At 54.8% G+C, this 15,287-nt stretch carries 14 protein-coding genes; 4 read left to right on the top strand and 10 right to left on the bottom strand.

Going from position 1 to position 15,287, the window contains the following annotated elements:
• Positions 1 to 6: 6 nt before the first annotated feature.
• Together AAC622_RS05995 and ssb are read right to left on the bottom strand one after the other, a co-directional pair.
• A complete protein-coding gene (locus AAC622_RS05995; RefSeq protein WP_340260836.1) occupies positions 7 to 1,863 on the bottom strand; it encodes a SurA N-terminal domain-containing protein in 1,857 nt (618 codons plus the stop codon).
• Positions 1,864 to 1,994: 131 nt separating this feature from the next.
• On the bottom strand, positions 1,995 to 2,507 hold the full coding sequence (ssb, locus tag AAC622_RS05990) for a single-stranded DNA-binding protein (RefSeq protein ID WP_317654442.1): 513 nt from the start codon (positions 2,505 to 2,507) through the stop codon (positions 1,995 to 1,997).
• A 230-nt stretch (positions 2,508 to 2,737) separates the two neighbouring features.
• Here ssb and AAC622_RS05985 point away from each other — a divergent pair, with 230 nt between their 5' ends.
• Positions 2,738 to 3,253 (top strand): lytic transglycosylase domain-containing protein, encoded by a 516-nt coding sequence (locus AAC622_RS05985; RefSeq protein ID WP_317655778.1) that lies wholly within the window; start codon positions 2,738 to 2,740, stop codon positions 3,251 to 3,253.
• A 4-nt stretch (positions 3,254 to 3,257) separates the two neighbouring features.
• Here AAC622_RS05985 and AAC622_RS05980 read toward each other — a convergent pair whose 3' ends face one another.
• From AAC622_RS05980 to AAC622_RS05965, 4 genes are all read right to left on the bottom strand, one after another.
• Positions 3,258 to 3,485 (bottom strand): hypothetical protein, encoded by a 228-nt coding sequence (locus tag AAC622_RS05980; RefSeq protein ID WP_340260835.1) that lies wholly within the window; start codon positions 3,483 to 3,485, stop codon positions 3,258 to 3,260.
• A complete protein-coding gene (locus AAC622_RS05975) occupies positions 3,482 to 4,636 on the bottom strand; it encodes an aromatic ring-hydroxylating oxygenase subunit alpha (RefSeq protein WP_340260834.1) in 1,155 nt (384 codons plus the stop codon). The genes AAC622_RS05980 and AAC622_RS05975 overlap by 4 nt, the downstream gene beginning before the upstream one ends.
• 118 nt (positions 4,637 to 4,754) lie before the next feature.
• The gene (gene ilvN / locus AAC622_RS05970; RefSeq protein ID WP_317654445.1) at positions 4,755 to 5,315 is read right to left on the bottom strand and encodes an acetolactate synthase small subunit; all 561 of its coding nucleotides are present in this window, start codon (positions 5,313 to 5,315) and stop codon (positions 4,755 to 4,757) included.
• 15 nt (positions 5,316 to 5,330) lie between these two features.
• A complete protein-coding gene (locus tag AAC622_RS05965; RefSeq protein ID WP_340260833.1) occupies positions 5,331 to 7,085 on the bottom strand; it encodes an acetolactate synthase 3 large subunit in 1,755 nt (584 codons plus the stop codon).
• A gap of 705 nt (positions 7,086 to 7,790) precedes the next feature.
• Here AAC622_RS05965 and AAC622_RS05960 point away from each other — a divergent pair.
• The 3 genes from AAC622_RS05960 (at position 7,791) to AAC622_RS05950 (ending at position 12,341) form a co-directional block, all read left to right on the top strand.
• Positions 7,791 to 8,876, top strand: coding sequence for a TRAP transporter substrate-binding protein (locus AAC622_RS05960; protein WP_340260832.1), 1,086 nt, complete (start codon positions 7,791 to 7,793; stop codon positions 8,874 to 8,876).
• Positions 8,877 to 9,046: 170 nt separating this feature from the next.
• A complete protein-coding gene (locus tag AAC622_RS05955) occupies positions 9,047 to 9,946 on the top strand; it encodes a TRAP transporter small permease subunit (protein ID WP_340251558.1) in 900 nt (299 codons plus the stop codon).
• Positions 9,947 to 9,983: 37 nt separating this feature from the next.
• Positions 9,984 to 12,341, top strand: coding sequence for a TRAP transporter large permease (locus AAC622_RS05950; protein WP_340251555.1), 2,358 nt, complete (start codon positions 9,984 to 9,986; stop codon positions 12,339 to 12,341).
• A gap of 92 nt (positions 12,342 to 12,433) precedes the next feature.
• On the opposite strand, the gene AAC622_RS05945 is transcribed toward AAC622_RS05950, so the two are convergent.
• From AAC622_RS05945 to mmsB, 4 genes are all read right to left on the bottom strand, one after another.
• Positions 12,434 to 13,282: an arginyltransferase gene (locus AAC622_RS05945; RefSeq protein WP_340260830.1), complete on the bottom strand. Its 849-nt coding sequence runs from the start codon at positions 13,280 to 13,282 to the stop codon at positions 12,434 to 12,436.
• Positions 13,283 to 13,372: 90 nt separating this feature from the next.
• Positions 13,373 to 13,804, bottom strand: a complete 432-nt coding sequence (locus tag AAC622_RS05940) for an RDD family protein (protein ID WP_340260829.1) — start codon at positions 13,802 to 13,804, stop codon at positions 13,373 to 13,375.
• A gap of 90 nt (positions 13,805 to 13,894) precedes the next feature.
• Positions 13,895 to 14,278: a DUF2852 domain-containing protein gene (locus AAC622_RS05935; RefSeq protein ID WP_445322616.1), complete on the bottom strand. Its 384-nt coding sequence runs from the start codon at positions 14,276 to 14,278 to the stop codon at positions 13,895 to 13,897.
• 130 nt (positions 14,279 to 14,408) lie between these two features.
• Positions 14,409 to 15,284: a 3-hydroxyisobutyrate dehydrogenase gene (mmsB, locus tag AAC622_RS05930; RefSeq protein WP_340260826.1), complete on the bottom strand. Its 876-nt coding sequence runs from the start codon at positions 15,282 to 15,284 to the stop codon at positions 14,409 to 14,411.
• Positions 15,285 to 15,287 lie beyond the last annotated feature (3 nt).

Below are 15,287 nucleotides of genomic sequence, written 5' to 3'. Positions count from 1 at the left end.
CGTGCCTTATGGGAAGGATGCGTGGACTTGGTTGACCACGGATTGGTTAAAGGTGAGGCCGACCGCCGATTGCATCTGGCGTCCGAAATCTTCGAATAAATCAGCCGTCAGGGACTGGCTGATTTGTTGGGTCAGGATATTGGCCAGTAGATCCGTGTCAGGGTCGGCGCGATCGGCAGGGTTGATCGCATCAAGGCGCACGACCAAGGCCTGCGCCTCACCGCCGACAACCGCAATCTCGCCCGTGCGGGACAGGCCAAACACTGTTTGTACCAGCGCGTCAGGCGTATCCGCGATAAAGTCATTGCGCCGCACATCTGTCTCGCGCATCAAGCCGCCAAACCGCTCAAGGCGCCGACCCGAGGCCGCGATATCGGCGCGGATTTCTTCGGCGCGGGCCAAGAGCGCGTCTTGGGTCGCATAGATTGTCCAATCCGCGATGACATCCGCGCGCACATCGTCAAGAGGCGGCAGGGTTGGCAACACGATTTGGTCAAGCCGCAGGGCGAATACCCCGCCATCGGAGAGATCGAGAATTTCGGGGAAATCCCCGTCTTCAATCGTGTTTGTAACCGCGCGGAAAGCCTCGTACGCGGCAATGCCATCCTCTTGGCTGCCATCATAGCGGATCGTGCCAAGCACCATTTGCGTCTCATCCGCGACCTCCTCAAGGGTGGCGCCTGAGGCGAGGAGGTCGTCAAACCCTTCGCGCAGGTCAGAAATGGCGCGGCGCGCGGCATCCGCCGTGACTTCGCTGCGCAGGTCGTCCTGCACCTCTTCGAACGGGATTTCTGTCGCATCCAACACGGCATTAATGCGGAAAATTGCAGGGCCAAAGGGCGAGGCAACGGGGCCCACGAATTCCGCATTGCTTGCGGCGAAAACGGCCTCTGCCTCGGCGGCAGAGAGATCATCGCGGGTAACATCCCCCATATCAGTGTCTTCCAACAACAGCCCACGTTCGCTCACGAGGGTTTCAAAATCTGCGCTGTTGTCATTGAGCCGCGCCCAAGCGGCTTCGGCCTCTGCTTCTGTGGGGTAGACCAAACGCTCCACCAAGCGGCGCTCGGGTTGGCGGTATTCCTCAATGCGTTCCTGATAGAGGCTTTGCAGCGTGCTGTCGCTGACGGGGATATCATCCATGATGATGTTGGGCGTGATCCAGATATAGGTGATCTCGCGGGCCTCGGGCAGGGTAAAGCGATCTGGGAACGCCTCGTAATGGGTTATGATCTGCTCTTCCGTAGGGGCAGGCACGGGGGCGTCCAAATCAGCGGCGGTCAAAGGCAGATAAGAAAAGCCACGGGATTCTTGTTGATAGGCCACCAAAGGATCAACCAATGCCGCAGGCGCAGGCACGCGCCCCAAAATCGCAGATTGCAGGATGGAGCGGGCGATATCCGCACGAATTTCTTCCTCAAATTCGCCAGCACTCAAACCACGTTGGCTGAGAAAAAACTCATAGGCTTGGCGGTCGAACGTGCCATCTGCACCTTGGAAAGCTGGGATTTGCAAAATCTGGTTGGCGATCTCCTCATCCCCGATGGAGAGCGTCATCATCGCCGCCTCATTATCAAGGGCCGCGCGCGCAAAAAGGCCCTGACGCACCTGTGCATCTATGCCGTTGGCAATCAGCATCGACAGGGTCACATTTTGCCCCGTCTCCCCGCTGCGGGCACGCAATTCTTGATCTAGGGCGCGGGCATAATCTTCGGCGCTGATCTCAATATCGCCGACCGATCCCATCCGCGAGGCGCCGCCTGAGAACGACCCGATCCCAAAGCCTGCTAGGGCCACAAATAGCAGGCCAAGGATTGCCCAGACAAAAATCTTGGACAGGGATTTGCGGGCCGATTTGCTCATATGCGTGTCTCGCTTTGTTGCGCTGTGCCGATCTTGTGCCTGACAAAAGCCACCACGCGCAACCCGCGCGGGTGGCATTTACCAAATTTGTGATGAGGATTTACGCGCTTGGGGCAGGGGGGGCAAGCAACTTAAAAGGGGATTTCGTCATCCATATCGCTTGGCATGGATTGGCCCGCACCACCGCGATCCATTCCGCGATCATCTGGGAAACCGCCGCCGCTGATGCGGTCATCTCCGCCGCCATAGCCCCCGCTATCGCCATAGCTGCCACCACCACCCGATTGGTCATTGCGACCATCAAGCAAGGTCAACTCGCCACGATAGGGGCGCAAGACCACCTCGGTCGTGTACCGATCCTGCCCATTTTGATCCTGCCATTTGCGGGTTTCCAGCTGGCCTTCGATATAGACCTTTGACCCTTTGCGCAGATATTGTTCTGCAATGCGGGCCAAAGGTTCTGAGAAAATCGCCACCGAGTGCCATTCCGTGCGCTCGCGCCGCTCGCCTGTGTTGCGATCTTTCCAGTTTTCAGATGTCGCGATGCGCAAATTGCACACTTTGCCGCCATTCTGAAAGCTGCGCACCTCAGGGTCGCGCCCCAAATTCCCGACCAGAATTACCTTATTAACCGAACCTGCCATGTCACCTCTCCCATAGTCGTGGCCGCGAATCTGCGCCTTTGAGATATGTTTAGACCATCGTAAATTGGTTAATGAAACCCGAATTTCATTTGCAGGCGGCGCACAAGCGCTTGGCGCTGTGGGGGATACAGGCTAAAACAGAGCAGGTTTTATGAGGTGAATGGGCCGTGAAGGTGCAGAAAGTCAGCCTGATTTCTGTGGGATTTGTCCTAATATTTGGGCAAATCTCTATGGCCTATGGCAATAGCCTTGATCGTTTCCGTTCGGCGGCACGGGTTTTGGACAGCCGCGCCTCAAGCCAATATTCCAATTCAGAACGCTTGCGCCCTGATTACGATGCGGCCCTTGGCGCGGCGATCCCGCGCTTTTCGGGGCAGGCCCCTCAGGCCTATCTTGATCTTGCCCGCAATGCGGCGCGCCGTCATGGCGTGCCTGAGGATTTGTTCCTACGCCTTGTTGCGGTTGAATCGAACTGGAACCCGCGCGCCATCAGCCATGCGGGTGCGATTGGTTTGGCGCAATTGATGCCAGATACCGCTGATCTCTTGGGGGTGAACCCGCATGATCCTGCGCAAAACCTAGAAGGGGGCGCGCGCTATTTGGCGATGCAATATCGCAATTTCCGCTCATGGCGTTTGGCTTTGGCGGCCTATAATGCTGGGCCACAAGCCGTAAACACCCATGGCGGCGTGCCGCCCTTTCAAGAGACACAAAATTACGTGCGCCGCATTTTGGGGGGTGGGTGAGCGCCTAGCTGGTCGGCTCGGCCCCCAATTCGACCAAAGCACGGCGATAGGTTTCGGCCTCGGGCAGCCCTGCATCAAGGGCAAACACATAAGCATGGGTCAAATAAAACGCGGCAGAGGCCGCACCCATATCATCGGCGGCCTTGGCATATATCTGCGCAATGCGTTCTTTATCGCCTGACGCATGGGCCGCAAGAAGTGCGGCATCAAGCGCGGATTTTGGGGCGCTCACAATCCGCTTTCCGTGTCGCGCAACCGCTGCGCCACCCATTGGTGGAACATATGTGTCGGCCCGTCCATCGCGGGGGCAAAGCGGCCCCCATCAAACCCTGCGGCAGCACGCCCTTTTTGCATCCCCTCCACCACAAAAATATCTTCGATAAAGACATCCTTCCACAGCTTGGCGTTTTTGGCGCGCAAGTCAGGATCGGTCTTTGGGGTGGCATAGTAGAGATGCACACGCTCGCGCGTGCGGTTATGGGCGACAGGCTCTAGGAGAATCGCAAAGGCATGATCGCGATGCACGCCCAGCAAGACATTGGGATAAAGCGCGATATATTCAGCGGCGGTGTCCCATGTCTGCGACAGCCCGTCAAAATCAGGAAAGCTTTGACCTTTCTCATCCTTAAGCTGGCGATAGACAAGCGTGCCTTGGCCTGAGAATCTTTGTTCTTCTTCAATGTGATAGTGATCTTCGAGGCGTGAATAGCTGTTCAGGCCTGGATGCACCCATGGCAAGTGATAGCTCTCGCAATAATTCTCGACCGCGAGTTTCCAATTCGTATTCACATCCAAGGTAAAGCAGCTGTCTTCGCCGCCATGATAGAGCGGCTTTTCAAATTCAGCCCAACGGGTGAGGGCGGCTTGGTGTTGGGTTTCAAAATCGGGGGCATCGCCCGACAGGTTGATAAACACCACATCCCGCCAGATATGGCTGCGCACCTCTTTGAGGCCCAAGGTCGCCCGCTCAATCCCTTCATGTTGGTTTTGGCCAGGCCCGCCCACGTGGGGCGTGGCCACAAGGCGGCCATCCTTGGCATAGCACCATGAATGATAGGGGCAGCGGATTGCGCCTTCGATTTTGCGCGGCGCATCGACCAAGATCATACCGCGGTGGCGGCAGATGTTGAAAAAGACCCGCACCTCCCCTGTGTCATCGCGCAAAAGCAGCAGGGGTTGGCCCAAAAATTCAATCGGTTTTGCATCGCCATTTTCAGGCACATCGGCCCCAACGGCCAAAGCGGCCCATTGATGCTCAAGCGCCGCGCGGTTTTCACGAGCGATTGTTGCAGGGTCGGTGTAATGCGCATTCGGCAGGCCATTGGCGCGCGAAATTGGCGCAAGAACGCTGTCGAGATCGTACTTGATAAAATCATCAGGCATAGGTCTTTTCCCCTAAGAAAAGATGCGCCCCAAACGGGGATGATCTTTTTTGAAGGCTAAGGCCACGCTGATCTTATCAAAACGCGACCTTTGAGACTATGGGAAGCGACCTGTGCGGTTACGCACCGCGCGCAATGGCAGCAACGCCTGTGCGGGCAACCTCTAATAGGCCCAAGGGGCGCATGAGATCGGCAAAGGCGTCAATTTTCTCGGGCGTGCCCGTGATTTCAAAGACGAAACTTTCCAAAGTGCTGTCCACCACATTGGCGCGGAAAATCTCGGCAATGCGCAAGGCTTCGACACGATGCTCACCCTTGCCTTTGACCTTAAACAAGGCCAATTCACGGCTGACCATCGCGCCTTCCACGGTGAGGTCATGCACCTCATGGACGGGCACCATACGCTCGAGCTGCATTTTGATTTGGTTGATCACCTGTGGCGTGCCTGAGGTCACAATCGTGATCCGTGACCGATGGCCTGCGTGATCAACCTCAGCCACAGTCAGGCTTTCGATATTATAGCCACGGCCCGAAAACAGCCCGATGACACGAGCCAGAACGCCCGCTTCGTTTTGCACCAAAACCGCAAGCGTGTGGGTTTCAATCGCGTCAGACATATGGCTGCGCAGATCATAGGCCGAATGGCTGCTAGAGCCTTTTTCGATATTGAGCGGAGACATGATTACACCCTTTCCTCAGACCAAGACGCTGCCCTTGGCGTCAATCACGCCTTGGGTTTCAGCCTCGCCCAACAACATTTCATTATGTGCCTTGCCCGATGGGATCATTGGGAAGCAATTTTCATGCTTCTCAACCAAACAGTCGAAAATCACTGGCCCATCATAGGCGAGCATTTCCTTGATCGCCTCATCAAGATCATCAGGATTGTCGCACATGATACCCTTGCATCCGAACGCTTCGGCCAGTTTGACGAAATCTGGCAAGGCCTCTGACCATGAATGGCTGTAGCGTTCACCATGCAGCAATTCCTGCCATTGGCGCACCATGCCAAGACGTTCGTTGTTGAGGATGAATTGCTTGACGGGCAGGCGGTATTGCACGGCCGTGCCCATTTCCTGCATATTCATCAGCCATGATGCCTCGCCCGCCACATTGATCACCAAGGCGTCAGGATGGGCGACCTGCACCCCGATTGAGGCGGGTGTGCCATAGCCCATTGTGCCAAGGCCGCCAGAGGTCATCCAACGATTTGGGTCATCAAAACCCAAATATTGCGCGGCCCACATCTGGTGTTGGCCGACCTCAGTGGTGATGTAGCGATCCATGCCTTTTGTCAGCGCCTCAAGCCGCTCAAGCGCATATTGCGGTTTGATTGTCTTGGTTGAATTTTTATAGCTGAGGCATTTCACGGCGCGCCATTCTTCGATCTGGCCCCACCATTTCTTGACCGCTGCGGAATTCGTTTTGCTGCCGCGCGATTTCCAGATGCGCAGCATATCTTCCAACACATGGGACACATCCCCAATAATGGGGAAATCCGCATGGATCACCTTGTTAATCGAGGAGGGATCAATATCGACATGCGCCTTGAGGCTGTTTGGCGAAAACGCGTTGATGCGCCCTGTGATGCGGTCGTCAAACCGCGCGCCAATGTTGATCATCAAATCGCAGCCATGCATGGCAAGGTTGGCCTCGTAAAGGCCATGCATACCCAGCATCCCCAACCATTTTTCGCCTGATGCAGGATACGCGCCAAGCCCCATCAAGGTTGACGTGATAGGAAATCCAGTCGCCTCGACCAGTTCACGCAGCAGCTTGCTTGCCGCGGGGCCGGAATTGATCACGCCGCCGCCTGTATAAAAAATCGGACGCTCCGCCTGTTCCATGGCCTCGACCAAGGCGGTGATCATCGCGGTGTCGCCTTTGACGCGCGGGGTATAGTGATCAACCTTCGCGCGGGGCTTTTCGACATAGGTGCCTGTTGCGAATTGCACATCTTTTGGAATGTCGATCAAAACGGGGCCGGGGCGGCCTTTCGTGGCGATATGAAACGCCTCGTGAATGGTGGACGACAGATGATCTGTGTCTTTGACCAACCAGTTCATCTTGGTACAGGGGCGGGTGATGCCGACTGTATCGGCCTCTTGGAATGCGTCTGACCCAATCATGAAGGTTGGAACCTGACCCGTCAGAACCACAATTGGGATCGAATCCATCAAGGCATCCACCAACCCTGTCACAGCATTGGTTGCCCCGGGGCCAGAGGTGACCAACACAACACCCGGTTTGCCCGTGGCGCGGGCATAGCCTTCGGCGGCATGCACCGCCCCTTGCTCATGACGCACAAGAATGTGGCGAATGTGATTTTGCTGAAAGATCTCGTCATAGATGGGCAGAACCGCGCCACCTGGATACCCGAACACCGTATCAACGCCTTGTTCAATCAAGGCTTCGACCACCATCTTTGCACCGGTCATCTGACGCGTCATCTGTCTTTGTCCTTCGTTGTACACTTTGGCCGCTACACGGGGCGTTGTTTTATGGGGTGTTGCGAATAAAAAAGCCCTCGGCGATATCCGAGGGCGCATGGGGGTTTTTATGGCTATCGTCACCGACCCACGCGCGCTGTCACTCCCACATTTACGACCACCAAATGTAGCATCCCAATCTCCTATAATCGGGGCGACATTAGGTATCCGCGGGGGGGAGGTCAACAGCGTTTGCAGGGTAGAAATTAAATAAACTGTCTTTTGGTGGCGAAAATACGCAATTTTATATCCCAGAATGGCCCTAATGGATGGTTTTCTGAATTTGACCATCCAACCTTGGGGATGATTGGCCGCTTTTGCTCTGTGATAGGACTGTGCGTTTTGGGGGGCAAGATCGGTGAAACTGCAGGTACCCTTGCGTTTGAAAAGATTCGGAGCGAGGGCGCAGATCATGGCGAGTGCGCCGCGCTCAATTGTAACCTTAAGTTGATCGCTTGCGTAAAATCCATTCACCTATTCTAAAATTAGGTCATAATTTGCGATATATTTTAGGGAAAATGGCTCTTTTGGTAAAAAAATTTTACAAAATCGGGGCTTCGGGCGCGGAAATTGGTTTGCGGCGCAATTTTGTTGCTGTAGCGTGGCAGAACCTTGAAACGAAAAACTGTCGCACCAATGCGGCAGTGTCCGAATGGGAGGAATACTATGGATCGTCGTTCTTTCTTGAGAACGTCTGCCCTTGGGGGGACAGCAGCCGCAGCTTCGACTTTGGCCGCACCACTTTACGCTCAGGGCAATCGTACGCTGACATTGGTAACTTCGGTTCCTGATGGTTTCGCGATCTTTGATGATGCGGCACAGATGGCGGCAGACTATATCACTGCTATGACCGATGGTCAGCTGACCATCAACAAGATGCCTGCAGGCAGCCTTGTTGGCGCGTTCGAAGTGTTTGACGCCGTGTCCTCTGGTCAGGCTGATATGTATCACTCGGCTGATTACTACTTCTTGAACCAGCACCCTGGGTTTGCATTCTTTACATCGGTGCCTTTCGGCATGACGGGTCAAGAATTTGCGAACTGGTACTACAACCGTGGTGGTCACGAGCAGCATAATGAGCTTGCAGGTCTCTTTAACCTGAAGTCTTTCACCTGTGGTAACACTGCAATGCAGCCAGGTGGTTGGTTCAACAAAGAAATCAACTCCGCAGATGACCTTCAGGGTTTGCGCTTCCGCATGCCCGGTCAGGGTGGTCAGGTTCTTGGCCGCTTGGGTGCATCCGTTCAGAACATTCCAGGCGGTGAAATCTATCAGGCGCTTGCCTCTGGTCAGATTGACGGCGCAGAGTGGATTGGTCCGTTCGCGGATGAGCGCATGGGCTTCCAGGAAGCGACCTCTATCTACTACACCTCAGGTTTCCATGAGCCAGGGTCTGCATTGACCTTGTCATTCAACTTGGATGTTTACGAAAGCTTTACGTCTGCACAAAAACAAGTAGTCGATGCAGCGTGTGCGGCAACAAACTCTAAGTCGCTTTCGATGACGCTACAAGAAAATGGCGCTGCACTTGAAAGACTCCGCGCTGGCGGTATCCAAACAAGATCTTTCCCTGATGACGTTTGGAACGCATTTGGCGCTGCAGCTGCTGAAGTGCGCGAAGAGAACATGGGAGATCCTATCTACGCTCAGATCGCAGAAAGCTACTTTGCAGCGATGAAAGAGTCGGTAGGTTGGTTCGATATTGCGGATGGCGAATATATGCGCCAGCGTAACCGTGTAAACGCGGGCTAATCGCCTGAGCTTTGGCTCCTCTCCCGTGCAAACGGGGGAGGAGTTTTTACATCTCCCCAAAGCCGCCCCTCAAAGCGGGACCCACGTAGCACCGAGCGCCTGCAGTTATCTGCGTGTAGCGGTGCATGAGATCCTGTTAAGGCAACGCCCGTTTCTGCAAGGATAGTCATATGATTGATTTCATTGTCTGGGTCTTCACAAATTTTGCGATGGCCCCCTACAATCTGGCAATTGCGCTCATGAGCCCTGGGTCATGGTTAGATTGGAGCAATAACGAGTCCCTCGTGCGGTTCATCTACTATGGTGCATCGGTGGAGTTTTTCTTCGTCGTTTTCACCGCCTTTTTGGTCATTACCCTTATTGGTGCGATCTGGAAGCGCCAAATGCTATGGGTGATGGTGCGCGCATTTGAGGCTATTGCCAATGGCGTTGGCCGCACAGTTGCATGGGTAGGCTTGATAATGGTGCTGCAGCAGGTAATGATCGTATTCCTGCAACGAATTTTTCAGGTCCCCGGTCTTGAGCTTGGGCCGCTTGGTATAAGCTTCACGCAGGATTTGTCATGGTTTGCGGAAGAGCTGAAGCTGTACAATGCTATGATTGTGTGCCTTTGCGTGTCTTACACCTTTGTGCAGGGCGGGCATGTGCGCGTTGACCTTTTTTACTCAGGCATGAGGCACCGCGCAAAGCGCATTATCGACATGGGTGGGGCGCTGTTCTTTATGCTGCCCACAACCGTTCTGACTTATCTATATGCATGGTTTTTTATGTGGCGTCACCTTGTGGTGCCAAATCCTGCCGCCTCAAGCGAGTTGGATCGCATGATCATGCAAGCGCGTGTGTTGCGGTGGAACGTGGAAACCATCGGCTTTAGCCCTAACGGTTTCAACGCCTATTTCATCTTTAAGGTCTTATTGGTCGCCTTCTGCGTCATGGTTTTCATCCATGCAATGGCGGTGTTCTGGCGCGCCTTTCTCGAATATGTCGAGGGCGAAGAAAGTACTGATAAGTATCGTGACCTTGATCCGCAAGATGCAGAGACCCAAGCCTTGCATGCAGCGGGCCATTAAGATCCACGCTAGACGTGCTTGAAGGAAAGAAAACAAAATGATTTTTGGATTGGATGGAATTGAAATCGGTCTGATTATCGTGTTCCTGACGTTGTTTGGCGGGATCATGACAGGCTTCCCCGTTGCCTTTGCTATTGGCGGCGCGGGGATAATATCCTTTGCGGTTATTGCTGCGCTCGACTCTGCGGGATTGTTGATCCACCAAGCGATTGATACGGCCTCTGATCAGTATCGCGCCCTAGTTGACAGTGGGATTTCTCGCGAAGCTATCTCGGTCTTCCGATACCCCGAATTGCCGCGGCTTGAGGAACATCTCTTCCCCGGCGGGTGGGAAATGGCTATGGATCGCAACATTTCCTTCATCGTGAACCGCATGAACGAACGTGTGATCGCGGGTCAGTCTATCGAAACGCTTTTGGCTGTTTTGATGTTTGTTTTGATGGGGATCACGCTTGAGCGGTCTAAGATCGCCGATGACCTGCTGACAACTATGGCGCGCGTCTTTGGCCCGCTGCCCGGTGGCTTGGCGGTGTCCATCGTGATTGTGGGTGCGTTCCTTGCGGCCTCCACGGGGATCGTTGGGGCGACTGTGGTGACCATGGGCCTCTTGGCGCTGCCAACAATGTTGCGCAACAACTACTCGCCCGAACTGGCAACGGGTGTGATTGCGGCCTCTGGCACTTTGGGCCAGATTATCCCGCCCTCTATCGTGATTGTTCTTCTGGGCACATTGGTGGGTGACCTCTATGCTACGGGCCAAGAAACCCGTGCCCAAGTGGCGGGCTGTACCGATGCGCTGACCTATCTGGGCGAGCCTGCCGTTCTTTCCGTTGGCACATTGTTCCAAGCCGCGATTTTGCCAGGTATCTTCCTGGCGTTCCTATATGCCGCCTATGCCTTCGGCTTTGCCTTGTTTAATCCAAGCAAGGCGCCTGCGGTTCAGATGGGGTCGACCAATGCCAGCCCGATCACCCGCAATGAGGCGCTGACATGGTTCTTGGCTGCGCCTGCCGCCCTTATCTTTGCGGTGGTTCTTGGGGCAAGTAGCGGTGTGATTGGCAGCCAGTCGATCTTTGTTTCCAACATGGAAAACAACAGCCGTTCCGCTAGCCTGCGCACGAATGTGAGCGAAAGCTGCCAAGCGGCGATGATTGAGCTGCATGGTCAAGAGGCGTGGGATCAAGCCGTGGTTGAGACGGCCGATATTGCAGCATCAGGTGCAACAGGTGAAACCCGCGAATTGTCCGAGGAGGAAATGGTTGCGGCTCGCGAGGCGGCGATTGCCAATGCAGCACCGATCGGATCTGGCGTGGCTACAATCTTTATCCTCTTGGCATTGATCCTGACCACGGCACGCGGTGTTGCGCCAAATGAACACGCGCGCCCGTTGCTTATCGGTGGTATCGGCGTGGCCTTGGCGTTTGCGGTGGATGTGCTGTTCATCACGCCCGCGACCAGTTCAGGTGCGGCTTGGATCTATCTCGCGCTTCCGTTTGCCCTCACCATTTATGGCTGTCGGATTGCTATGATGCGGATGTCGCAAAACGAACTGTTGCGGGTGGTGTTCCCGCCGCTGGTTCTGATCGTTGCGGTTTTGGGATCTATCCTTGGCGGTATTTCCAACCCAACACCTGCGGCGGCTTTGGGTGCGGCAGGGGCGATCATGCTCGCCGCGCATCGTAAACTGAGCGAAGAAGACAAGAAATCAAAGATCGTAATCTGGGCATCTTTCGCGCTGGTCATCCTGATCTTGGTGGGTGTCAATTTTGATCTGCGCATCAGCCGTTCTGAGGTGCCGCTGCAAGATTGGATTGCCTATTTCATAGCGCAATTTGCCTATCACTTCGCCTTCGGCGGGCTGCTTTACAGCTGCTATGTTCTCTATCGCCGCAGCGTTCTGACGCCTGTGGTGCGGGAAACGGCGAAAGTGACATCGATGGTGTTCACCATTCTTATCGGATCGCAGTTGTTGAACCTTGTTCTGATCTCCTTTGGGGGCGAGCATTACATCCAACAATTCCTGCGCGCCTTCGATAACGAGACGGTCGTGTTCCTCTTGGTGATGCTGATCTTGTTTGTCTTGGGCTTTGTTCTCGATTTTCTCGAGATCATCTACATCGTGATCCCAATCGTGGGGCCTGTGATTTATGGCGGTACATTGGATCCGAAATGGGTGACCATTATGATCGCGGTCAACCTGCAGACCTCGTTCCTGACACCGCCCTTTGGGTTTGCGTTGTTCTATCTGCGCGGGGTGGCCCCTGCCAGCGTGACCACACGCAACATCTATCGTGGCGTGGTTCCCTTCGTGTTAATCCAAGTTCTGGGACTGGGCCTGTTGTGGTTGTTCCCTGATATCGTGACCATCGTGCCTGACCTTCTGCCTAACAATTAAAGGCAGAGAACAGGGTGCATGAAAAAGCGCGGCCCCCCAATTTGGGGGGCCGTTTTCGTTTGGTGCTTATACTGATGTGAACCAGATGGGCCTCAGGGCGTGTCCTGCGAAGATTTCGTTGTCTGCGGAGCCATCAAGTCGGGTAAGGAAATCTGCGCCACTTGTTGCGCAATCGGATCAACCGACAAAGGGTGCGTCTGGTTGGAATATTCATCAGGATTGCCGATCTCCTGCCACGCGCCATAAACATATATTTCAAGGGCTGAGAACCGCGCCTTATAGGCCATTTTATCCGACCCTGGCACCCAATAGCCGAGATAGACATAGGGCAGCCCTGCCTCGCGTGCGAGATCGATATGATCCAAGATCATATGCGTGCCAAGGGATCGGTGATCCAAATCAGGATCAAAGAAGGAATAGACAAGGCTGAGCCCGTCATCGAGGATATCGGTCAGGCAGACCGCCGCTAATCCCGCATCCTTGCCCGCATCGCGATATTCCACCACGCGCGAGCGCACGGGTGTTTCCTCAATCATCGCGGCAAATTCGAACACATCCATATCAGCCATGCCGCCATCGGCGTGGCGCGCATCTAGATAGCGGCGAAAGAGGGTGAATTGCTCTTCCGTGGCCCAAGGGGCACGGGCATTGCGGGTCATCCCCAGATTGCGCTTTTTGGTGCGTTTTTGGCTTTTGCTTGGCACAAAATCCGCCACCCTGATCCGCGCAGAGAGACAGGCGGTGCAATCAGCGCAAGCGGGGCGATAGAGCACATTTTGCGAGCGGCGAAAGCCTTGCTTTGATAGGCTATCGTTCAATTCAGTCGCATGATCGCCCTGTAGTGCGGTAAAAAGCTTTCGTTCCCGCCGATTTGGAAGGTAAGGGCAGGTTTGAGGTGCAGTCACATAGAATTGCGGTGCAATCGGTAAAGTGTGGCGCATGGATCCTCAGCCGCGAAAATTTGAATATAGCCTGCCTCAATGTAGGGGCGTGGGCAAGTAAATTGCAACCATGCCGCGAAAACTGCGCGCTTATTGCGGGCGATTTATGGCGACTGTGCCTAAGAAAAGATCGTGCAGACCCTGTTTGCGCGCGCCCAAAATCATCATGAGGGCAGAAATCGTTTGCGGCAGAACAAAGCCAGAGGCGAGCATGAACAAAAACGTATGCATCATCGCCTCGAAACTATTGAGCCGCGCGCCCGTTGCATTGCGCAATTCAATCGCAATGATCCGCATCCCCCATGTGGCGGATTGGCGGGCAAGGGTGAACCACCGATAGACAAAAGAAAGCGCCACAAAGAATACGGGCCAGAAAAACCACGCAAGCCCTACTGTGAAAATCCCTGTAATCAGCAAGATCACAGTGATCACCAGAACATCAATCACCCAAGCGCCAAAGCGTTTTAGCGCGACATAAGAATAAAATTCGCTTTGCACGTAAGGATCGGGCAGGTGAGACATGATGGGTGTAACCTAATGGCTTCGAGGGAGGGTGAGAAGAACCATACCCCGCCCAAAAGCGCAGGGTGGGGTAAGCGTTGCATTTATGGATCACTCGGCCTGTGGGGCCGGGGCGCCTGTTTTTGCATCACGCTCTTTCATAAAGGCGTCAAATTCGGTTTTGTCCTTGGCTTCGCTCAGACGTCCAAGAAACCCTTCAAAAGCACGCTGCTCATCCTCAAGGCGCTTAAGCGTATCGGCCTTATAGGCGTCAAAGGCGCTGTTGCCTGTGCTGCCACCCATGTGAGCATGGCGCGATTTTTTGCAGGTTTTGAACATGTCTTTTCTCCAGATCATATAAAACAAAAGGGCCAGACCTAAGGGCCAAAATAGGATGAACCCCAGAACCATCGCTGCAATCCATGCAGGTTTGCCACGTTGATCCAAAAACGCCTCGGCCCGCGAGAACCAACCTTGAACAGGGGCAGGGGGCATAAGTGTTTGGCTTTGCATATGCGTTTCTCCTTTGCTGCGCAGCCGCGCCATGATGTTAATGTTAATTACATTAACATCATGTGGGCAGAAAAAACCCCGCCACAAGAGGGCGGAGAAATATTTTTGTAAATTAAGTGCTTTTTCTGCCCATTGCGGCCAAACGTGGCAGCATGGCAGAGAAATCTTTGCCGCGCCCATCTTCGTTTTCGACAAATTGCGTGTAGATCGCCTCAGCCAATGCGCCAAGCGGGGTGGCGGCATCCGCGGCAGTTGCGGCATCCTGCGACAGGCGCAGATCTTTCAGCATCAATTCCGCCGCAAATCCAGGCTTGTAGCCGTTATCAGCGGGGCTTTGCGGCCCAACACCGGGGGCAGGGCAATAGGCATTGATCGACCAACTGGCACCCGATGAGGTCGAGACAACATCAAACATCGCGTGCCGCTCAAGACCCAGCTTATCGGCCAGCGCAAAAGCCTCGCACGTGCCAATCATAGTGATCCCTAGGATCATATTGTTGCAGATCTTTGCCGCCTGACCATTTCCCGCTGCACCGCAATGCACGGCCTTTTGCCCCATGATCTCGAACAGGGGCGCGGCGCGGGTGAAATCCGCCTCATCCCCGCCGACCATGAATGTCAGCGTGCCTGCTGCCGCCCCACCAACGCCCCCTGAGACGGGCGCATCGAGAAACCCGATCCTTTTCGCGGCGGCGGCCTCGGCAATTGCGCGGGCCGCGTCAACCTCAATGGTTGAGCAATCAATCACCAGCGCGCTCTGTGGCAGAACGGCCAAAACTTCATCCGCCACGGCGCGTGCAATCATGCCATTGGGCAGCATGGTGATCACCACTTCAGCCCCATGGGCGGCCTCCGCCGCCGATGTGGCGCAGGAGATCCCGTCAGGTGCGGCAGCCGTGTCGAACCCCGTGACCGTGTGACCTGCGTTTTGCAAATTAAGCGCCATGGGAGCACCCATATTGCCCAATCCGATGAATGCGATCTGCATGGT

This window comes from Roseobacter sp. HKCCA0882 (assembly GCF_037805225.1).
Taxonomy (GTDB): Bacteria; Pseudomonadota; Alphaproteobacteria; order Rhodobacterales; family Rhodobacteraceae; genus M30B80.
The sequence above is the reverse complement of the archived record's forward strand: the minus strand, read 5'-3'. Positions and strand labels throughout refer to the sequence as shown.